This is a genomic window from Paenibacillus timonensis (assembly GCF_022427145.1).
Taxonomy (GTDB): Bacteria; Bacillota; Bacilli; order Paenibacillales; family Paenibacillaceae; genus Fontibacillus; species Fontibacillus timonensis.
The window spans coordinates 1-19,592 of record NZ_JAKSXN010000066.1; the positions used below are offsets into that span (position 1 = coordinate 1).

Sequence of the window (19,592 nt, forward strand, 5' to 3'; positions counted from 1 at the left end):
GAAAGAATTGATTTTATCGTTCATAATGTATATATTGTATATATACACTGTTAACAAAATAATCAATCTAAGAAGGTGAAGCATGGATATTTTGCTTTCCCATTCCTCAGGTGAACCGATTTACCTTCAGATTGTCAGGCAAATCCGCGACGCGATCCTGCAAGGAAGGCTGGCGCCGGGAACGGCGCTGCCATCTATTCGCCAGCTGGCCAAGGATTTGCAGATCAGCGTCATCACGACGAAACGAGCATACAACGAATTGGAACAGGAAGGCTTGATCGACTCGGTGGTCGGTAAGGGTTCGTTCGTTTCCGGAGGAAATCAGGAATTTATCCGGGAGCAGCGGCTCAGAGCGCTGGAAAGCAAACTTCGGGAAGTTCTGGAAGAATCCAGAAGCCTCCCGATGTCGACCGATGAACTGATCGAGTGGATCAAACTGTTGGATCACGAAGAAGGAGGGGCTTGAGGATGAATGCGCTGGAAGTGGAAGGACTCGTCAAGCATTACGGAAGCTTTGCTTTGTCAGGAATAAGTTTTACCGTGCCGCAAGGGTACATTACGGGACTGATCGGACCCAACGGAGCCGGGAAAAGCACGGTGATCAAGGCGATCATGGGCATGGTGCTGCCGGAGGAAGGGCGGATCACCGTATTGAACCAACCTGTCACGGGGAATGAAGGCAATTACAAGCAGCATATCGGCTATATTTCCGATGAAAATATCTATTACGAGTATCTGACGATGGAACAAATGAAGCGGATCGTTGCGCCTTTTTACGATCGTTGGGACGATGCCTTGTTCAACAAGTACATGGATTTGTTCGAGCTGCCGAAGCGCAAGAAGATTAAGGATTGCTCCAAGGGGATGAAAATGAAGTTCGCCATCGCCATGGCGCTGGCGCACCACCCGACGCTGCTGATCATGGACGAGCCGACGGCCGGATTGGATCCGGTGTTTCGCCGCGAACTCCTTGATTTGCTGGCCGACTATATTTTGGACGAAACCAATACGATTTTGTTCTCGACGCACTTGACGACGGATTTGGATCGCGTAGCCGATTACGTGACTTTCCTAAACCGTGGGAAGCTCGTCTTTTCGGACAGTAAGGACGAAGTTCTGGAGCAATACGTCATCGTGAAGGGGAGCGGCGAACTCCTGGATGCGGATGTGCGCAGGGAACTGATCGGCGTCAGAGAAACGGCGGTCGGATTCGAAGCGCTGGCGAAGGACCGGGAGCAGGCTTACGCCTTGTTTGGCGGCAACGCGCTGTTTGAACGCCCTACCTTGGAGGAGATCATGTATTATACGGCGAAAGGGGGGAAGGTAACCCATGCCTAGTCTGATCCATTTGGTTCGCAAAGATCTGCTGCTGATGCAGCGATATATATGGCTGTTGGTCATTTATTCGGTCGTGTTCTCCGGATTCGTGCAAACGGACAATTCCCCTTTATACGGCATGCTGCCGGGCATGGTGCTGATTCTGGCTCTGAATGCCGACATGCGGCTGTCCAGCCAGCAATTTCTGGTCAACTTGCCGGTACGCCGCAGTTTCCTTGTCCTGTCCAAATACGCTTCTGCCTTTATGATGATGCTGCTCGCTTTCGTATTCTGCATGCTTGTGAACGCGGGTGCCAATGCGTTTCATGGCCAGCCTGTCGCGATCAACCCCGGGCAAATGATCGGCATCTTCTACGCGCAGGTTTTGTTTATGGCGATTTATATTCCGATCTACTACTGGCTTGGCTTGAAAGGCGCGCAATATCTGAACGTGGCGATGATTATCGTCATTATGATCGGCAGCCAACTGGCGTCTGGTCTGATGAGCGATGAAGATACTCTGCTGCTGTCGTCGGCCGTCAAAGCGCATCCGGCAGCGGCCGGCTTTCTCGGTGCCGGCGTCGTCGGCCTGGCCGTCGTCATTTCGTTCGCGGTGTCGCGATCGATCTTTGCCCGCCGGGATTTATAACCTTTTTTTTGACTAAAAAACACTCCGAAATGGGTAATCTGGATAGAGGCAGGAAGTCTTACCGACTTAGAACCCATTCTCATCTTAGGAGTGTGAAGCCATGACAAGCAATCAGACGACGAACCGCGAACGGTACCGGGGAAGAACCGCGATCATCACCGGGGCCGGTTCCGGCATCGGCAAAGCGGCGGCAGTGAAGCTGGCCAGCGAAGGGGCGCAGATAGCGCTGTTCGATCTGCTGGACGAGCGTACGGAGCAGGCGGCGCGGGAAATCAACGCCATTCGTGAGGGTGCGGCTCGCGCGTATGACGTTGACGTGGCGGACCCGAAACGGGTCGAGCAGGCGGTTCGCGAAGCCGCCGAGCATTTCGGCGGCATCGACGTCGTATTCGCCAATGCGGGCATCAACGGCAAGTTGGCGCCAGTCGAGGATTTAAGCTTCGAGGATTGGGAGAAGACGTTGAGCATCAATCTGACGGGCACGTTCCTGACCGTAAAATATACGGTCCCCTATCTAAAACAACGAGGCGGAGGGAGTATCATCATCACCAGCTCCATCAACGGGAACGATACGTTTTCCGGTTTCGGGATGTCGGCTTACAGCACGACCAAAGCAGGGCAGGTGGCGTTTGCCAAAATGCTAGCCCTAGAGCTGGCCCAGTTCAAAATTCGCGTGAATGCCATCAGCCCCGGCGCGATCTCCACCAATATTGACGCTTCGACGGAGAAATCCAAGGAGTTGCAGGAAATCGTCATTCCGGTCAAATACCCGGAGGGATCGCAGCCTTTAGCGGATGGTCCGGGCAAACCCGAAAACGTCGCGGACCTCGTCGCCTTCCTAGGTTCGGACGAGGCGATTCACATTACCGGAGCCCGGATCGTCATTGACGGGGCGGAGTCGCTGCTATAAGCAAACAACATGAACGCTTTCGCTATTGCGGAGGCGTTTTTCTTTTTACGGACAGGGATGGGCAACCCGAGGGGATGACGGAACTTACGCCTGTGCTATGATAGAAGCAGAAAAGCGCTTGAGGAGGGATCAGGATGCTGTCATGGCTAGCGGAACAAAAAATCGCGGAAGCAATGGCGCGCGGGGAGTTCGACCATTTGCCCGGGAAGGGCAAACCGCTGAATGTGGAGGACTTGTCCGGAGTTCCAGAGGACTTGAGAATGGCTTATAAGCTAATGAAAAACGCCGGATACGTCCCGGAGGAAATCCAACTGCAACAGGAGATGGTCCGGCTTAGCGACCTGCTTGCCGCCTGCGAGGAGGGGCCGGAGAAGCAGGCTTTGAGGAAGCAACTGTCGGAGCAACAGCTACGGCTGAACCTGCTGGCCGACGAGCGCGGCCTGTTGACGAATCCGGCGTTCCGGCAGTATGAAGAGGCGATCCGCCGGAAGCTGGAGTAGTTTCGTCGATTAGGTTGACGTCTTATGGCGGCTATTCGCCGGGGAGAAGCCGTCGCACCATCGCTTCGGTCAGAATAAAGGGCTCCCGCGAAATCCGGTCCAGCCGGAACCTGGGGATTAACTCATCGGCCGGTACGGCTTCCGGACGGTCTAGCAAGCCGCTGATGTAGGCGAGCCAGCCGATGACCGTTTCCGGTTTCGCGCCGGCGGCGCGCAGCGCGGAGATGCCCAGATCGCCATGGCGTTTCGCCAGCCGCCGGCCATCCTCGCCCAGGATCAGGGGAGCGTGGGCGAATGCCGGCGGCGTCAAGCCTAACGCGGCGTAGAGTTGGAGCTGGCGGGGCGTGGAGTCGAGCAGGTCGTCGCCGCGCAGCACATCGGTGATGCCCATCAGGGCATCGTCAACGGTCACCGCCAGCTGATACGAGTACAAGCGATCGGCCCGGCGCACCACGAAATCGCCGCCGCTTCCCGGCGGGAAAACCTGCGTCCCGGCGATGCCGTCGACGAAGCGGACGGCCTCCGGGCCGATCGCAAACCGGAGCGACGGCTCTTTGTGCTGCGCTCGGCGCTCCCGCTCCTCCGGGCTTAAGCCGCGGCAGGTGCCGGGATAGGGCGCACCTTCCGAGGACAGGCCGTGCGGCGCACCGGCCACGGCCAGCAGCTCCGCCCGGCTGCAGAAGCACGGGTACAGCCGTCCGTCCGCAGCAAGTTTCGCCAACGCTTCTTCATACAAGCGGGTTCGCTGGCTCTGCAGATACGGCCCGGAAGCTTCGGAAGCTCCCGGCCCTTCATCCCACTCCAAGCCCAGCCAGCGAAGATCGGCGAGGATGCGTTCCGTAATTTCCGGCTTAGAGCGCTGGATGTCGATGTCTTCGATGCGCAGGACGAAGACCCCTCCAGTTGCGCGCATTTGCAGCCAGGACAGCAGCGCGATTTTGGCGTTGCCCAAGTGCATGTCGCCGGAAGGGGTAGGCGCAAAACGTCCGCGTTTCATGCTGCTTCACTTCCTTGGTTCATCCTAGATTGAATTCGATTTTTCGCATATAAAATGTTGCTGACGTCATAATTTCCGAATTCTATTCGGTTTTTCATATAGATTCTACTCTTACGTGCTCTGATTGCGCAAATTGTTATGAAATATCATATACATTCCGACGTAATCGCCGATAACGTCGAATTCTATTCGATTATTCGCATACATTCATCATATTGCTCCTGATGGGCGATGTTGGGTGGCCCTTTTACAAGCGCGCTTCGGGCTCTTCGTCTTCTACGCCGCTTTCCGGTCTGAAATTGCTGCCGATATTGGGCGCATCCAGCCTTTCGATCTCGATTTTGCGGATCCGGCTGTCTTCGCGCTCGAGTACGGTAAACTGCAAGTCCCCATACAAGAACCGCGTTCCTGCTTCGATATCCAGGTTCTGCCCATAAATCCAGCCGCCGATCGTATCCGCGTCTTCTTCCTCCAACCCGGCCCCCAGCAAATCGTTGATTAAAGAAACCGAAACCTTGCCGTCGACGATAAGGTGATTCGCCGCGACTTCGGTAATTTCCTGCTCTTCCTCCGCATCGAATTCGTCCCGGATGTCGCCGACGATTTCTTCCAGGATGTCCTCGATCGTGACCATGCCGCTCGTGCCGCCGTATTCGTCGATCAGCACGGCGATATGCGAACGTTCCTTCTGCATCTTGGTCAGCAGGGCCGGGAGGGAGATGCTCTCCGAGACGGTCATCACGGGACGAACCAACGAAGTCAGAGGAGCGTCTGCCTGATTCTCGGGGGCGAGAAACAACGCTTTCGTATTCATGACGCCGATAATATCGTCTTTATTTTGGCGGATGACGGGAAATCGGGTGTATTGCTCCTCGCGGATGATCCGCAAATTCTCCTCGCGTGACTTGGCCGCATCCAAGCAAACCATGTCGGTCCTCGGAACCATGATGTCTTTGGCGAGCAGCTCGTCAAAGGCGAAAATCCGGTTCATGTAGCTATACTCGCTTTTGTTGATCTGGCCGCCTTCCAGGCTTTCGCTCAGCAGAATCCGCAGTTCTTCCTCGCTATGCGCGTCGTTCCAGTCCGCCGCAGGTTTTAGGCCCAGCAGCGAAACGATTCGGCGGGACGAACGGTTAAGCAGCCAGAGGAAAGGGGAGAGCAGGGTGCTTAACCCCAGCAACGGCCGGGCAACGGCCAAAACGACGGCTTCGCCGCGCTGGGCCGCCAACACCTGCGGGACCAATCCGCCAAGCACGACATGCAGATAGGTAATCGACACGAAGGCGAGCAGAAAGGAAAAGAAGGTTTCCACCGGCGCGGATAAGGGCAGGCGGACAAATAGGGGGGCTAGCAGGCTGCGTACGGCCGGTTGGCCCAGCCAACCCAACGTCAGCGAGTTGGCCGTGATGGCCAGCTGGCAGGTCGACAACGCCTGGTCGAGCCGTTCCGAGATAGCCCGGAGCGCGGCCGCGCCGCGCCGGCCTTCACGTTCCCAAGCTTCGATGGTCCGAGGGCGTAAGGCACGCAACGAAGCTTCAATGATCACGAACAGCGCGGTCAAGGCGATAAGCAGTAAAATAACGAGCAGCTTGAACATCACGTTTTTCCTCCGATCTCTCAAGTCCGACGACTACTTTGCAGCCTTATGTTAACGACGATCAACGCGCACGCACTACCCTTTACAGGACATGTTCGTTCGCTCTTTAGGCTGGACTCGCGGGACTTGCTCCCTATGGTAAAATGTTTTCATAGTGTAACCCGTAAGGAGAGAATCATGACAAAGCTTCCTTTGCCTATTGATGAAGTTATACCTGAATTGAAAACGGCACTCGGCACGGCGGGAACCGCCGTGTTGCTGGCAGAGCCCGGGGCGGGCAAAACGACGCGGGTTCCGTTATCGCTGCTCGGCGAACCCTGGATGGAGGGACAGCGGATTTTGCTGCTGGAACCACGCCGTTTAGCGGCACGGGCCGCTGCCGTATATATGGCGTCCCAGCTTGGCGAAGCCGTTGGCGAGACGGTCGGTTACCGGATGCGGGGCGAGAGCCGGGTGTCGGCCAAGACGCGAATTACGGTGGTGACCGAAGGGATATTGACGCGGCTGCTGCAGCAGGACCCGACGCTGCTCGGAACGGGTCTGGTCATATTCGATGAATTCCATGAGCGCAGCCTGCATGCCGATCTTGGACTGGCGTTGGCTTGGCAAAGCCGCCAACTGCTCCGCGAAGACTTGCGGCTGCTGGTGATGTCGGCGACGCTGGATGCCCGGCCGATCGCCGACTTGCTGGACGGCGCACCGATTGTGCAAAGCCGTGGGCGGATGTTCCCGGTGGAAACGGTGTATGCGCCGGGAACGCCCAAGGAGCCGCTGGAACGTACGGTCCAACGCGCGGTACTCCGCGCGTTGGCGGCGCACGACGGCAGTGTGCTCGTGTTTTTGCCCGGCGCGCGGGAGATCCGCCGCGTCGAATCGCTGCTGGCGGGCGAGCTGCCGGCCGGCGTCCTTCTGGCGCCGCTGTACGGCGCGTTGCCGCAGGCGGAGCAGCGGCAGGCGATCGAACCGGCACCGGCGGGGCGGCGCAAGGTCGTGCTAGCGACGTCGATCGCCGAGTCGAGCTTGACCGTGGACGGCGTGACGGTGGTGATCGACGGCGGTCTCCGCCGCACGTCGTTGTTCTCGCCGCGCACCGGCATGAGCCGGCTCGTGACGGCCCGCGCGGCCCGCGACTCCGCCGACCAGCGGCGGGGACGCGCCGGGCGGACGGCGCCCGGCGTGTGCTACCGCCTATGGAGCGAGGCGGAGGACCGCCTGCTAGCGGCGCGGACGCCGCCGGAGATGCTCGAGGCGGACCTCGCGCCGCTCGCGCTGGAGCTGGCGGCATGGGGCGCCGCCGCGCCGGACGAGCTGGCGTGGCTCGACGCGCCGCCGCCGGCGCCGTACGCGCGGGCCGTCCAGCTGCTGCGCCAGCTGGACGCGCTCGATGCGGCCGGGCGCATCACCGCCCACGGCCGCCGCATGGCCGCGCTCGGGCTGCACCCGCGCCTCGCGCATATGCTCCTGCGGGCGCGCGAGCTCGGGCTCGGCGCGCCGGCATGCGCGTTGGCCGCGCTGCTCGAGGAGCGCGACCTGCTGCGCGGGCCAGCCGGCCGCGACGCGGATCTGCGCGGCCGGCTGGCGCTGGTGCTGGCCGCGTCCGGCCGGACGTCCGCCGCGGCGCAGGAGCCCGCGCCGGACGGGCTGCGGCGCGTCGCCGCGCTCGCTCGCCAGTGGGAGCAGCGGCTCGCCGAGCTGGAGCGGCTCGCATTCACTGAGCCGGCCGGCGCTGCATCGCCCGGCTCGCCCGATACGTCCGCCGAGCTCGGCGGACCGGTCGTCCCCGATGCCGAGGACGACCCCGATTTCGAGCCGACGGACGTTGCCGGGTCCGCCGGCCAGCCGGACGAAGAAGCACCGTCCGCGGCAACCGAGCAGGCCTCGCATTTCCGTGCAGCCGGATCCCCTGCCGACGGGACAGACCTTGACCGCTGCTGCGGCTTGCTCGTCTCCTTTGCCTATCCGGATCGGATCGCTTTCCGCCGCCCCGACGGTCGTTATTTGATGCGCAACGGGCGGGGCGCCCAATTGCTCTCCAAGGACGCGCTGGGTCTCTCGGCGTTCCTGGCGATTGCCGAAGTGGATGACGAGGGGACGGAAGGACGAATTCTGCTGGCGGCTCCGCTGGAAGAAGAAGAGGTATACCGCCATCACGGGGCGGATATCGCCGAGGAGCGGAGCGCGGAGTGGGATGACGCTTCCGGTACGGTGCGGGCGAGAATTCGCCGAACCTTCGGCGCGATCGTACTGCGGGAGCAGCCGGATCCTGCGCCCGGCCCCGAGCAGATTACGCAAGCGCTGCTTGATGCGGTTGCCGCCAAAGGCGTCGCCATCCTGCCGTGGACGGAGAAGGCCCGTAAGCTGCAGGAGCGGCTGATGTTCTTGCACCACCTGAACGAGGAGTGGCCGGATGTCTCCGAAGAGACGTTGGCAGCGACCGCCGAGGAGTGGCTGGCGCCGTATTTGTCCGGTGTCCGCAAGCGGGCGGATCTGCAGGCGTTGTCTCTATACAGCATGCTGGAGAACTTGCTGACTTGGCCACAGCAGCAGGAGTTGAACGCGGAAGCGCCAACGCACCTGCTCGTCCCCAGCGGCTCGAAAATCCAGGTGCATTACGATGGGCCTCAAGCCCCTTATGCCGCTGTACGTCTTCAAGAAGTGTTCGGCATGATGGAGACGCCGCGAATCGGTTTCGGGCGGGTTCCGATCACGCTGCATTTGCTATCACCGGCCAGCCGTCCGGTTCAGGTCACCTCGGACCTGCGTAATTTTTGGCAACACACCTATTTCGAAGTGAAAAAAGATCTGAAGGGCCGTTACCCGAAGCATTACTGGCCGGATGACCCGCTTCAGGCGACCGCGACCCGAAAGGTACGGCCGGATGGGCAGCGTTAAGCAGGGATGGATGTGAACCGCTGACTTGAGATGTGAATTGTATGCGAAAAATCGATTACAATTTGCTTGAATCAGCCGATTCTGCGGGATCTATATGAAAATTCATATAGATATGTGTTATGGGGAGGCGGAAGCCGATTATCTATATGAAAAATCGAATAGATTTCACGAATTCAAAGTTTCGCGACAAAATGTATATGAAAAATCGAATACATTGACTTAACCGTGTGCAATCACACGCCGTAAACGCGGCGATCTTTAGAGATCGCTGCGTTTTTTGCGTTTTGCGAACCGCGAATTCGATTAAATAATAGAAATTTATCCTTTTATCACCAAATCTATTATGATTTAATAGATTTGTAAGCTTTCCAGAGACTTCCTAATGGCGCCGGGACAAGCTTTGGAGGCTTACCGGTTATGAGGCGTCTTGTTGCTAGCTTTATTCCAATCCAATTTCGATTGAAAGAGAGGGATTTAAGTGATGCATTCCATGAGAACCCGAAGTTTCGCCATGAAGTGGAAGCTGTTTACCATGACCTGTCTCGCCTTATCTCTATTGCTTCCGGGAGGCCTGCTCCAACCGAAGGCCGCCCAGGCGGCCGACCCCTACAAAATCGTCGCCTATTATCCATCTTGGGGTGCGTATACCCGAAATTTTAATGTCTTTGATATCGATGCCTCCAAGATTACCCATATCAATTATGCTTTCGCCGATAGCCTGGGACGGCCGGCACGGCAATCCGGACCCGGCCGGGCCGAATCCGGTAACCTGGCCGACGCAAGACGAGAAAGGCCAAACGATTAACGTGCCCAACGGCACGATCGTATTGGGCGACCCCTGGATCGATGCCGGTAAACAGTTTCCCGGCGACACCTGGGATCAGCCGATCGCCGGGAATATCCATCAGCTGAACAAGCTGAAGCAGGCGAATCCACACTTGAAGACGATCATCTCGGTGGGCGGATGGACTTGGTCCAACCGGTTCAGCGATGTGGCCGCCAGCCAGGTCACGCGTGAAACATTCGCTAACTCGGCCGTCGATTTCCTGCGCAAGTTCAATTTCGACGGCATCGATTTGGACTGGGAGTATCCGGTTGCCGGCGGATTGCCCGGGAACAGCTATCGTCCGGAGGATAAGCAGAACTATACGAAGCTGCTGCGGGAAACTCGCAATAAGCTGGATGCGGCCGGAGCCGCGGACGGCAAAAGATATTTGCTGACGATCGCCTCGGGAGCTTCGCCCTCTTTCGTCAGCAATACGGAACTTGGCAATATCGCATCCATCGTCGATTGGATCAATATCATGACCTATGATTTCAACGGCGGCTGGCAGCAAATCACGGCCCACAATGCGCCGCTGTACTACGATCCGGCAGCAGGCAGTGCCGGCGTGCCCAGCGCCTCGGTATTTAACGCCGACACCGCGGTACAGGGCCATTTGAACGCCGGCGTGCCTGCCAATAAATTGGTGCTTGGCATTCCGTTTTACGGCCGCGGCTGGGATGGCGCGAACAATGCGGGCAACGGGCAGTACCAAAGCGCCAGCGGGGCCTCTTCCGTAGGAACCTGGGAGGCCGGTTCTTTTGATTACTATGATTTGGAAGCGAACTATCTCAATAAGAACGGTTATACCCGGTATTGGAACGATACGGCCAAGGTTCCCTACTTGTATAATGCTTCGAACCGACGGTTCATCTCCTACGACGATCCGCAATCGCTCGGCTACAAAACCGATTATATCAAGAACCGCGGCCTTGCCGGAGCCATGTTCTGGGAGCTGAGCGGTGACCGCAACAAAACACTGCAAACCAAGCTGAGAAGCGATTTGGGCGGCGGCGTAACGCCACCGGAAGACACGTTGGCTCCGTCAGCGCCAACCGGCGTGACGGCCACCTCCAAGACGGCCACCTCCGTAACCTTAACCTGGCAGCCATCCTCCGATAACGTGGGCGTTGTTCGTTACGACGTATCCCGTAACGGAGCGCAAGCGGCCAGCGTATCGGGGACGACAGCCACGATCAGCGGGCTTGCGCCGGCCACGGCTTATAGCTTTACGGTCGTGGCGCGGGATGCTGCGGGCAATGTCTCGCCAGCCAGCGCTCCGCTGACGGTAACGACCGAACCCGGAACCACCCCGGGGGACACCATCGCTCCGACCACCCCAAGCAACGTTGCGGTGACGGCCAAAACCTCGTCCAGCGTCAGCCTGAGTTGGAGCGCTTCGACCGATAACGTGGGCGTGACAGGTTACGAGGTTTACAACGGCAATCAACTCGTCACGACGGTGACAGGGACAACCGCTACGATCAGCGGTCTTACGCCATCGACCCCGTATACGTTTACCGTGAAGGCGAAAGATGCAGCAGGCAACTTCTCGCCAGCAAGCAACGCCGTGACCGTCACGACGGATTCGACCGGTTCGGGACCGGCAGCGTGGGCGCCGTACACGTCATATGCTGTCAATCAACTCGTGACGTACAACGGAGTAACCTATAAAGTGATTCAAGCCCATACGTCGTTGCCGGGTTGGGAACCGGATAAGGTGCCTGCCTTGTTCCAGGCGCAATGAGGGGAAAACTGTGAATTTCTGACATTGCGTGAACGCTTTCAATTTTTCTATTGACGCTAGGGATAGCTTGAATTATTATAATCACATAACCGAAAACCAAATGACTTCTGGCGTGTTACCATGGATTCAAAATGGGCATGAGCCAAGGAAAGCAGTCCTACTTTATATAGGCTTCTTTTCTTGGCTCTTATTTTTTTGCGCCCGTTTCTCCTGGCACTCCGGGAACAGGCATAGAGTTCCCGCGAAGTTGCCAGAATATAGGAAGTAAGTTAGGAGGAGAGTCACTTGTTTTCCAAATGGAGAAAGAAAAGCACCGAGAGTAAGGTTTTAGAAATCCTGTCGCCGCTATCCGGGGAGGCCGTACCGTTAGCCCAAGTACCGGATGAAGCTTTTGCCGGTGGCCATATGGGGCCGGGATTGGCGGTCGAACCTCGTGAAGGACGACTGGTCGCGCCGTTTGACGGCAAAATCGTTCATGTGATCAAAAGCAGCCATGCCGTGATGATGGAGCATCCGTCAGGCTTGCAATTTCTGTTCCATCTCGGGATTAATACCGTGTCGCTCAAAGGCGAGGGCTTTACCGCCCATGTGGCCGTGGGTGACAAAGTCAAAGCGGGTCAGCTGCTGATCGAGTTCGATCTCGCGACCATTCGCGAAGCCGGTTATCCGGTGATCTCGCCAATTATAGTAACAAACGCCGGGGAAGTGACGAACAGCGTGGAAACCATCACCGGTCCTGTGACGGCAGGCGGAAACGTCATTTTGAAGGCGGTTTTACAATAAAATTTTGTAGTAAGGAAAGGATGGTTTGTGCATGCTAGCTTTTCTCCAGAAAATCGGTAAGTCACTGATGCTGCCGGTTGCAACACTGCCTGCGGCCGCGATTCTGCTCAGGTTCGGCAGCATCGACTACATCAAGGATTTTCACCTGGGGGATGGGGTTGGGGGATTCCTCAACACGTATATCGCTCCGTTCCTGGCAGCCGGTGGGGGAACGATCTTCGATAATCTTCCACTTATTTTTGCTGTCGGCGTAGCGATCGGTTTGGCCGGAGATGCGGTAGCCGCTTTGTCCGCTGTGATCGGTCATCTGATTTTGCTGAACGTGCTTGGTAGAGTACCGGGCATTTTCCCAGGACTCATGCAATCCGCCGACACCAAACTGAACATGGGCGTTCTAGGCGGGATTATCGTAGGTTGTATTTCGGCTTATCTCTACAAACGGTACCATAATATCAAGCTGCCGGATTGGTTAGGTTTCTTCGGGGGAAAACGATTTGTTCCGATGGTCACCGCGGTAACGATGGTCATCGTCGGTTTGATCTTCGGCTTGATTTGGGGTCCGGTTCAAACCGCCTTGGATATCTTTGGAGATTGGGTTACCAGCTTGGGCGGCTTCGGTTCGGCTATCCATATCGTTGCCAACCGCTTGCTGATTCCGTTTGGCCTTCACCACATCATCAACTCGATCGTATGGTTCCAAATCGGTGACTTCACCAACGCCGCAGGCGACGTCATTCACGGCGACCTGTACCGGTTCTTCGCTGGCGACAAAACGGCAGGCATGTTCATGACCGGCTTCTTCCCGATCATGATGTTTGGTCTTCCGGCCGCTGCCTTTGCGATCATTCATACGGCTAGACCGGAAAGACGCAAAATGGTCAGCTCCATCTTCCTGGGGGCTGCACTGGCTTCCTTCCTAACAGGGATCACGGAGCCGTTGGAGTTTGCCTTTATGTTCGTTGCCCCGCTGCTTTATGCCGTTCACGCGGTCCTGTCGGGGGTTGCGGCTTACGTGACTTACGCGCTGGGCATGAAGCTTGGTTTCGGCTTCTCCGCCGGCTTCATCGATTATGCGATAAACTATCAAATCTCGACCAAGCCGTTGCTGCTGATACCGGTTGGTTTGGTTACGGCGGTTGTTTACTATGTGATCTTCCGCTTCATGATCGTCAAGTTCAATTTGAAAACGCCAGGCCGTGAAGATGCCGAAGATATTGCCGAAGTGGTAGAGGAAGTTCCTTCCGGAACAGGCAAAGCTTCCACCGACAACCGTTCGGCCAAGATCCTGGCTAACATCGGCGGACCGGACAACATCGAATCCGTGGATGCGTGCATTACCCGCCTTCGCCTCGTCGTCAAGGACGATAAACAAGTCAACGATGCCGCTTTGAAGCAGCTGGGCGCATCGGGCGTCATGAGACTCGGCAAAGGCGCAGTCCAAGTCGTGTTCGGACCGCAATCCGAAGCGATCAAGGATGACATCAAAAAAATGCTGTAAGGCAACGCACGTATTGCAAAGCAGGGCGGAATCGCACTTCCGCCTTGCTTTTTTATTTTACGGTTTAAACTTGCGAAAGGATTCAAAAATCTGTCTAAACCTTGCCAGCCGGACCTCGAGTTATGTAAAGTTAAGTCGATGGAAAACGGGCGTAAGGGGATAAACGATGTCTTACAAATTCACGAAATGGTTGATTTTGATCGTACCGACGCTGGTGGTCGGGGTGTGGGAGGTGGTACGCCACCAATTTCTCATGCCGTATGTGTCGATGGAGCTTGGGAATGTCTTGACGCCGATCCTTTTATTCGCGGTCAGCATTACTTTGCTGTACCGCTGGTTTGCTTACTTGGAGCGTATGCAGGAGGAACTGCAGCGGGAACGGGCGCTGAAAGCCCGTCTGGAACAGCGGGAGCTGTTGGCCCGCGAACTGCATGACGGTATTGCGCAATCCTTGTTCTTGTTATCCGTGAAGGTGGACCGGGCAGAACGCCAGCAGCAGACGGAGGGAGTCGCTTCGGACTGGAACGAGCTGCGCAAAACGATTCATGAAGTGAACCGTTATGTGCGGGAGGCGATTTCTGACCTTCGGATTCCGCCGAATACAAAGGAAGGCGACACGGAGGAAGCCTCAATGTCGGCGATCGTACGACGGATCGCTTCTGAACAGCAGCTCACCTTGCGGCTGGATTGGCAGTTGGAGGAAACGGATTGGCCGGCGAAAGCGAAGATGGAGCTGTTGTCCTGCCTGCGCGAAGCGGTGATCAATGCGGCGAAGCATGCGAATGTGCAAGACATCGGGATCTCGGCATCCGGTGATGCGCGAGACTTCGTCGTGAAGATCGCCGATCAAGGATGCGGCTTTGCGCAGGAGGATGCCTTAAATCCGGGCCGCTACGGCCTGCGGATTATGAAGGAGCGGGTTAACGAGATGGGCTGGGAGTTGATTGTAGCTTCCCGGCCGGGAGATACGACGATTGAAATTCGGGGAGGAGGCGGTCTGGGATGAAGGTTCGGGTGTTGGTCGTTGACGATCATCCTCATGCTCGGGAGGCGATCGGAGAAATTTTGGCCGAGGATGAAACGTTTGAAATCGTGGCTTACGCGGAAAATGGCGACGAGGCCATGGCACAGACGGAGCGGTGGATGCCCGATTTGATCTTGATGGATATCCGCATGCCCGGCAAGGACGGTTTGGAGACGACCCGCGAGATCAAGCTGCGCTATCCTTACGTGAAGATCGTCCTGATCACGGTATCGGATGACGCCGCCCATTTGTTTGAAGCGCTGAAGCAGGGAGCCCAGGGATACCTGCTCAAAAATCTGGAACCCGGGACATGGTTGGAATATTTAAGGGCGATAGCCAGCGACGAAGCGCCGTTGTCCAGCGAGCTCGCTTTGCGTATTTTGCAGGAGTTTCCGGTGAACAAGAGAGAAAGCGGCGAACAACCTCCGTTAACCGCCCGCGAACGGGAAATCCTCGGCTGGGTGGCGCAGGGCATGACCAATCGGGAGATTGCCGGGGTGTTGCACATTTCCGATCAAACGGTGAAAAACCATCTCAAAAACATCTTGCAGAAGCTGCATTTGGAAAACCGGGTCCAACTGACGCGTTATGCTCTGGAGCAGGGGTGGATCGATCGACGAGGTTGATTCGCAGATGTGGGTGCCAATGTCGACGTTGTGATGGAAATCACAAGGCATGTGTGCTTCCCGTTCTAAACTGAGATTAGCTCTTAGTTGAAGAAGGGGGAGTAGCCGATGAACCACCGTCTGGGTGCGGTTGCCTGCTTACTTGGCGGGATGCTTCTGCTATCGGCATGCGCCGACGCCCCGGGACGCTATATCGGCGGATCGGAGCCGGCGGCGGAAGCGAAAGGACCGGTTAAATCGTTCACCGTTCATGCCAGCCCGTCGGGATATGATTTGACGGAGATCAAGGTCAAACGGGGCGACACGGTACGGATTACGTTGAAGAATACGCAGGGCATGCATTCGCTGAAAATCAAAGGATACAACAAGGAAGTCCGCGGGGGAAAAACACTCACCTTTACGGCCGATCAAGCCGGGACTTTCGAGTTCGCCTGCAACATCTCCTGCGGCAAGAACCACAAGGAAATGAAAGGCCGCTTCATTGTAAAATAAAAGCTGACGGCTCATCCCAAAGATGAAGCCGCCAGCTTTTTTTGATATCGGGAGTACCTTTGGAATCAAAAATACCCCAATTGCTCCTTCGCCGCCTCCGACATATGTTCCGGCGACCAGCGCGGTTCCCATACGACGTCGATTTCCGGGTTCTGGATTCCCAACTGATCGCTAAGAACCCAGCGAACGCCGCCAACGATGGTATCATGCATCGGGCAGCCCGGCGTCGTTAAGGTCATTTGAATGTATACCTGGTCATCTTCTTCCCGAATGTCGTAAACGAGCCCGAGATCGACGATATTCACGCCCAGCTCGGGGTCATAAACCTCCCGCAGGCTTTCGCGGATTTGATCGATTTTATTCATGGCAATCAACCTCCATTTGTAATGTCGTTAATGAGCAAAAACCAAAGCGATCAAGGCGATGTAAGCCACCGAAACGATGGATAATGCGGCACCTCCGGCGGCGATGACGATCGGCGAACCGATAACCAGGCCGATGAGGACGGTCATATTGGCGCAAAGGATCAAGGTCAAGCCGAGATTCGCTTTTCGCTCGTCCAGCAGGTCGGCCAGTACCGGCGTTCCCGGGCGTCCGGCCTGTTTGCCGTATTTGTGGGTCCACCACAGAAACGGCACGATTTTGGATACATATCCAAGCACCGTAAACGAGACCCAGCAGCTTAGATAAACCCAGCCGACCGTGAGTACGGTATGGGTGTCCAGCAGATGTTCGGGCGACAGCAGCGCCCGCACCGCGAACGCTACGGCAAAGACGGCAAAGATTTGGCTTCCGGTTACCGTCCATTCAATGCCCGCTCCCGGGCTGCGCTTATGTCGCTTGCTGCGGATCTGCAGCAGATGGACATTATAAGCAAGGATAGCCGAGACGATTAACAATAATGCTGCGATCTTGTAGCCAGCCGGCAAGCCGAACAGGAAGGAGGTTGCGCCAAGCAAAACCCCCGCATTCCACGACGCCAAGACGACGTATTCCAGACGGGTCGGATAATCATGGGACAAATAAAACATCGGCAATAGCTTGTAGCTGAATCCGGTGATCAAAAGGCCGAACCACCCCAACGTCCCGAGCCAAATATGCGTGCCAAACAGATTTTCATGCAAATCGGTATAAAGGCCGGTAGCCAAGTTAATCCCCATAGCCATCCCGGATAAACCGGTGAGCAGGAGGTACAGCACCGCGCAGGCCGTGCTGATCGTGATCGCGTTCCACGTTCCGGCCCGCAGAAGCGTGGCGGCCATATTCCAGACGAACAGGACGATTCCCGAGAAAGCGAGCGTTGCGAAGCCGCCGATCCAATACGTATCGCCTTGAATGAAGCCGAATAGCAAACCAAACAGGCCGACGGTAAACAACGCGTAATGAACGTAACCGAGACGTTCGCTGTAGAGGTTCGTCTGTAAAATGACGTTGATCAGCTGGTAGACGGCACCCATGGCCAGCATGGTCGCCCAGCCCAGCACGAACAGGTGGACTTGGAACCAGCCGGCCGGTCCGCGAATGTCATCGCCGATCCAGCCCGTGAGTGACATCAAGGAAGTTGCGTGAAACAGGACGAATCCGAAGATTCCCGTAACGATAAACAGAAAGGGCAGACGGGACATGGCCGGCATCAGGTTCACCTCCTTAAGGTTTGCGGATCTGGACTTTCGCCGTTCCGTCCGGTTGTTCTTCCACCGTATAGGTGCAGCCTAGGCTGTTTAATTCCTCGATCAAGAAAACCGGGACCCGGTCGTTGTGAATATGCACCTCGTCGCCCGGTTTGCAGCGGTCCAGCGCGGCTAACGTCCGCACCATCGGCTTAGGAGGTTCGAGGCCGCGGTTGTCGAGTTGTATGATGTTGGTGCTGAAGGCAGGTTCGTCGGATGCGTCTGGTGTCTCGGGAACAGCTGTTGCCGGATCGACCTGCTCCAGCCATGTTTTATTTTTCTTATGGACAAACGTGGTTATCCAATGTTCTTTACCGTGCTGGGTCGATTTGCCGACGAGGCATTTCATTTTCAGAAACCCGAGCAGCGGCGTAGGTTTGAAGGTGGCGTGCAGCACGAAAATATCGTCTTTTCCCAGCGCTTTTACGGTATCCATGATCAACTGGAACGGCTCCAGCTTATTCCGGAGCTGCTCCCGGACGTCCAGTTCAACGATTTTGGCGTCTTCTCGATTCATAGGGCTTCACCTCTTTCATGAGTTTGCGGTAGAGATCTGTTCCTTAATGGCTCATCGCCGGAGCTCCATGATCCAATCCGTCCCGGGTTACGCGCAGGATGGCGGTTGCGCCCAAGTAGGCGTCATTGAGTTGATGGGTTAGAATCGGGTAATCGCCTTCTTCCGTGACGGTAAACTCGACGACCGCGCCGCCGCCGGCCGGAAGCAATACGGTCTGCATGCCATGCAAATCGTTGCTTGGGTTACCGTCCAGGTAGACGTGATCAAAAGTGGTACCGACCACATGAAACGAAGAAACGTGATTCGGCCCCGCATTGATGACGTATAGCCGAACCTTGTCGCCGACTTTGGCGAGGAAGGGATGTTCTTTTAACGTGAAGTCATCGCCATTGAATACGACATACTCCGGATCGCCTTGCTGAAAAGCGTCCAAATCGTTCTCCGCGTACCATTCGCTTTGGACGATCGTATATTCTTGGTCGATGTCCGCGTCCGTGGGGTAACCGTCTTTCGGTTCGACGATAATCATTCCGTACATTCCGTTGGCCACGTGAAGCAGTACCGGACTAACGCCGCAATGGTACATGAACACGCCGGGCGTATCGGCGGGGTAAGTAAACGTGCCTTGCTCATTAGGCATGACTTCGACGAACTTCTGACTGGGGGCGGCGTGGACCGCATGGAAATCCATCGAATGCGGCATTTCAGGGTCCCTATTTTTGAGCGTAAACTCCAGCTGATCGCCTTGCTTCACGCGCAATACCGGGCCGGGCGCCGTACCGTTAAACGTCCAGGCCGGGTAGGAGACGCCTTCGGAAATCTCGATGTCGGTCCGCTGCGCGGTCATTTCGATGCGTACGGAATTGCCTTCACGATGAATGACCGGATCGACGGGCAGTTGATGAAGATGCGGCGTTTCCTCTTGTGGAGCGGCTTCGCTAACTTGGGACTCCTCCGAAGGGAACGCAAACCAGGCAGCAGCGACCATGACCAGACCGGACAAACTCAACAACAACCACTTCAGGATGTTCCGCGATTTCATGATTCCTTCCTCTTTCTATATTTAATGGGGAGCATCAGGCATTTCCATTTGATTAAGTCCATCGTACGATGGGTTTGAGAGGTGGATTGTGATATGTATCACATGAAAGTTGTCAAAAATGTTGTCGATAAACATTTAAATTCCGATATGTTTGGTGTTGTATTCGCTAGGGACATGAAGTAAGATGGTAGGTATATTCCAACCGAATATAGCGGAAATAGGTGTTCCGGCCAAGTGCCGGAGCTTAAAAGGGAAGTCCGGTGTAACGCCGGCGCGGTCCCGCCACTGTAACGGAGGAGTCGGGTGCAAGATGCCACTGGTGATCAGATCACCGGGAAGGCCGCATCCGGCGATGATGCCGAAGCCAGGAGACCTGCCTATTTCGACGGCACTGCTGTACCTACGGGAGATAGGGAGGTGTTAAAGATGCAAGCCATCGAACGAATGATCGAAGGTCCTCTTTAGCCATGCTGCTATCGGGGATCTTTTTTGCGTTTACTGATTTGGC

The 19,592-nt window shown here is 56.4% G+C and carries 17 protein-coding genes, 1 pseudogene and 1 riboswitch; of the genes and pseudogenes, 12 read left to right on the plus strand and 6 right to left on the minus strand.

The window, feature by feature from the left end; translation table 11 throughout:
* Positions 1 to 82: 82 nt before the first annotated feature.
* The 5 genes from MJ257_RS20710 to MJ257_RS20730 all read left to right on the plus strand — a co-directional run bounded on the left by MJ257_RS20710 (position 83) and on the right by MJ257_RS20730 (position 3,376).
* A complete protein-coding gene (locus MJ257_RS20710) occupies positions 83 to 466 on the plus strand; it encodes a GntR family transcriptional regulator (protein ID WP_240271041.1) in 384 nt (127 codons plus the stop codon).
* A gap of 2 nt (positions 467 to 468) precedes the next feature.
* Positions 469 to 1,338: an ABC transporter ATP-binding protein gene (locus MJ257_RS20715; RefSeq protein WP_240271042.1), complete on the plus strand. Its 870-nt coding sequence runs from the start codon at positions 469 to 471 to the stop codon at positions 1,336 to 1,338.
* Complete coding sequence (locus MJ257_RS20720; protein WP_240271043.1) at positions 1,331 to 1,966, plus strand: ABC-2 transporter permease; 636 nt, start codon at positions 1,331 to 1,333, stop codon at positions 1,964 to 1,966. The genes MJ257_RS20715 and MJ257_RS20720 overlap by 8 nt, the downstream gene beginning before the upstream one ends.
* A 100-nt stretch (positions 1,967 to 2,066) precedes the next feature.
* Positions 2,067 to 2,876: an SDR family oxidoreductase gene (locus MJ257_RS20725; protein ID WP_240271044.1), complete on the plus strand. Its 810-nt coding sequence runs from the start codon at positions 2,067 to 2,069 to the stop codon at positions 2,874 to 2,876.
* 134 nt (positions 2,877 to 3,010) lie between these two features.
* A complete protein-coding gene (locus MJ257_RS20730) occupies positions 3,011 to 3,376 on the plus strand; it encodes a DnaJ family domain-containing protein (protein ID WP_240271045.1) in 366 nt (121 codons plus the stop codon).
* 31 nt (positions 3,377 to 3,407) lie between these two features.
* Here MJ257_RS20730 and gluQRS read toward each other — a convergent pair whose 3' ends face one another.
* Together gluQRS and MJ257_RS20740 are read right to left on the minus strand one after the other, a co-directional pair.
* Positions 3,408 to 4,373 carry a tRNA glutamyl-Q(34) synthetase GluQRS gene (gene gluQRS, locus MJ257_RS20735; protein ID WP_240271046.1) on the minus strand — a complete coding sequence of 322 codons (966 nt, stop codon included), beginning with the start codon at positions 4,371 to 4,373 and terminating at the stop codon, positions 3,408 to 3,410.
* Between the two features lie 247 nt (positions 4,374 to 4,620).
* Entirely contained in the window at positions 4,621 to 5,970 is a 1,350-nt protein-coding gene (locus tag MJ257_RS20740; protein WP_240271047.1) for a hemolysin family protein, read from the minus strand.
* A gap of 177 nt (positions 5,971 to 6,147) precedes the next feature.
* Here MJ257_RS20740 and hrpB point away from each other — a divergent pair, with 177 nt between their 5' ends.
* The 7 genes and pseudogenes from hrpB (at position 6,148) to MJ257_RS20775 (ending at position 15,855) form a co-directional block, all read left to right on the plus strand.
* A complete protein-coding gene (hrpB, locus tag MJ257_RS20745) occupies positions 6,148 to 8,862 on the plus strand; it encodes an ATP-dependent helicase HrpB (RefSeq protein ID WP_240271048.1) in 2,715 nt (904 codons plus the stop codon).
* 481 nt (positions 8,863 to 9,343) lie between these two features.
* Positions 9,344 to 11,432: pseudogene (locus MJ257_RS20750) on the plus strand (glycosyl hydrolase family 18 protein).
* A 285-nt stretch (positions 11,433 to 11,717) separates the two neighbouring features.
* A complete protein-coding gene (locus MJ257_RS20755) occupies positions 11,718 to 12,215 on the plus strand; it encodes a PTS sugar transporter subunit IIA (RefSeq protein WP_240271049.1) in 498 nt (165 codons plus the stop codon).
* Between the two features lie 31 nt (positions 12,216 to 12,246).
* Positions 12,247 to 13,713: an N-acetylglucosamine-specific PTS transporter subunit IIBC gene (gene nagE / locus MJ257_RS20760; RefSeq protein WP_240271050.1), complete on the plus strand. Its 1,467-nt coding sequence runs from the start codon at positions 12,247 to 12,249 to the stop codon at positions 13,711 to 13,713.
* 166 nt (positions 13,714 to 13,879) lie between these two features.
* Positions 13,880 to 14,719, plus strand: coding sequence for a sensor histidine kinase (locus MJ257_RS20765; RefSeq protein WP_240271051.1), 840 nt, complete (start codon positions 13,880 to 13,882; stop codon positions 14,717 to 14,719).
* Positions 14,716 to 15,363: a response regulator gene (locus tag MJ257_RS20770; protein WP_240271052.1), complete on the plus strand. Its 648-nt coding sequence runs from the start codon at positions 14,716 to 14,718 to the stop codon at positions 15,361 to 15,363. Before MJ257_RS20765 ends, MJ257_RS20770 begins: the two co-directional genes overlap by 4 nt.
* A 108-nt stretch (positions 15,364 to 15,471) precedes the next feature.
* Complete coding sequence (locus MJ257_RS20775) at positions 15,472 to 15,855, plus strand: cupredoxin domain-containing protein (protein WP_240271053.1); 384 nt, start codon at positions 15,472 to 15,474, stop codon at positions 15,853 to 15,855.
* 65 nt (positions 15,856 to 15,920) lie between these two features.
* Here MJ257_RS20775 and MJ257_RS20780 read toward each other — a convergent pair whose 3' ends face one another.
* From MJ257_RS20780 to MJ257_RS20795, 4 genes are read right to left on the minus strand one after another with little or no spacing between them, the layout of a single operon-like run.
* Positions 15,921 to 16,220: a metal-sulfur cluster assembly factor gene (locus tag MJ257_RS20780; protein WP_240271054.1), complete on the minus strand. Its 300-nt coding sequence runs from the start codon at positions 16,218 to 16,220 to the stop codon at positions 15,921 to 15,923.
* Between the two features lie 27 nt (positions 16,221 to 16,247).
* Positions 16,248 to 17,489 carry a hypothetical protein gene (locus MJ257_RS20785; RefSeq protein ID WP_240271055.1) on the minus strand — a complete coding sequence of 414 codons (1,242 nt, stop codon included), beginning with the start codon at positions 17,487 to 17,489 and terminating at the stop codon, positions 16,248 to 16,250.
* Between the two features lie 13 nt (positions 17,490 to 17,502).
* Complete coding sequence (locus MJ257_RS20790; protein WP_240271056.1) at positions 17,503 to 18,042, minus strand: DUF2249 domain-containing protein; 540 nt, start codon at positions 18,040 to 18,042, stop codon at positions 17,503 to 17,505.
* 43 nt (positions 18,043 to 18,085) lie between these two features.
* Positions 18,086 to 19,084 carry a multicopper oxidase domain-containing protein gene (locus MJ257_RS20795; RefSeq protein ID WP_240271057.1) on the minus strand — a complete coding sequence of 333 codons (999 nt, stop codon included), beginning with the start codon at positions 19,082 to 19,084 and terminating at the stop codon, positions 18,086 to 18,088.
* Between the two features lie 202 nt (positions 19,085 to 19,286).
* Positions 19,287 to 19,479: riboswitch (cobalamin riboswitch) on the plus strand.
* The last annotated feature ends 113 nt before the right edge of the window (positions 19,480 to 19,592 follow it).

Bases quoted from the DNA above. Each gene is read 5' to 3' on its own strand.
- MJ257_RS20710 (WP_240271041.1), top strand. From the start codon at position 83: ATGGATATTTTGCTTTCCCATTCCTCAGGTGAACCGATTTACCTTCAG.
- MJ257_RS20775 (WP_240271053.1), top strand. From the start codon at position 15,472: ATGAACCACCGTCTGGGTGCGGTTGCCTGCTTACTTGGCGGGATGCTT.
- MJ257_RS20770 (WP_240271052.1), top strand. From the start codon at position 14,716: ATGAAGGTTCGGGTGTTGGTCGTTGACGATCATCCTCATGCTCGGGAG.
- hrpB (WP_240271048.1), top strand. From the start codon at position 6,148: ATGACAAAGCTTCCTTTGCCTATTGATGAAGTTATACCTGAATTGAAA.
- MJ257_RS20725 (WP_240271044.1), top strand. From the start codon at position 2,067: ATGACAAGCAATCAGACGACGAACCGCGAACGGTACCGGGGAAGAACC.
- MJ257_RS20740 (WP_240271047.1), bottom strand. From the start codon at position 5,970: ATGTTCAAGCTGCTCGTTATTTTACTGCTTATCGCCTTGACCGCGCTG.
- MJ257_RS20795 (WP_240271057.1), bottom strand. From the start codon at position 19,084: ATGAAATCGCGGAACATCCTGAAGTGGTTGTTGTTGAGTTTGTCCGGT.
- MJ257_RS20780 (WP_240271054.1), bottom strand. From the start codon at position 16,220: ATGAATAAAATCGATCAAATCCGCGAAAGCCTGCGGGAGGTTTATGAC.
- MJ257_RS20785 (WP_240271055.1), bottom strand. From the start codon at position 17,489: ATGCCGGCCATGTCCCGTCTGCCCTTTCTGTTTATCGTTACGGGAATC.
- MJ257_RS20720 (WP_240271043.1), top strand. From the start codon at position 1,331: ATGCCTAGTCTGATCCATTTGGTTCGCAAAGATCTGCTGCTGATGCAG.
- gluQRS (WP_240271046.1), bottom strand. From the start codon at position 4,373: ATGAAACGCGGACGTTTTGCGCCTACCCCTTCCGGCGACATGCACTTG.
- MJ257_RS20765 (WP_240271051.1), top strand. From the start codon at position 13,880: ATGTCTTACAAATTCACGAAATGGTTGATTTTGATCGTACCGACGCTG.
- MJ257_RS20715 (WP_240271042.1), top strand. From the start codon at position 469: ATGAATGCGCTGGAAGTGGAAGGACTCGTCAAGCATTACGGAAGCTTT.
- MJ257_RS20730 (WP_240271045.1), top strand. From the start codon at position 3,011: ATGCTGTCATGGCTAGCGGAACAAAAAATCGCGGAAGCAATGGCGCGC.
- nagE (WP_240271050.1), top strand. From the start codon at position 12,247: ATGCTAGCTTTTCTCCAGAAAATCGGTAAGTCACTGATGCTGCCGGTT.
- MJ257_RS20790 (WP_240271056.1), bottom strand. From the start codon at position 18,042: ATGAATCGAGAAGACGCCAAAATCGTTGAACTGGACGTCCGGGAGCAG.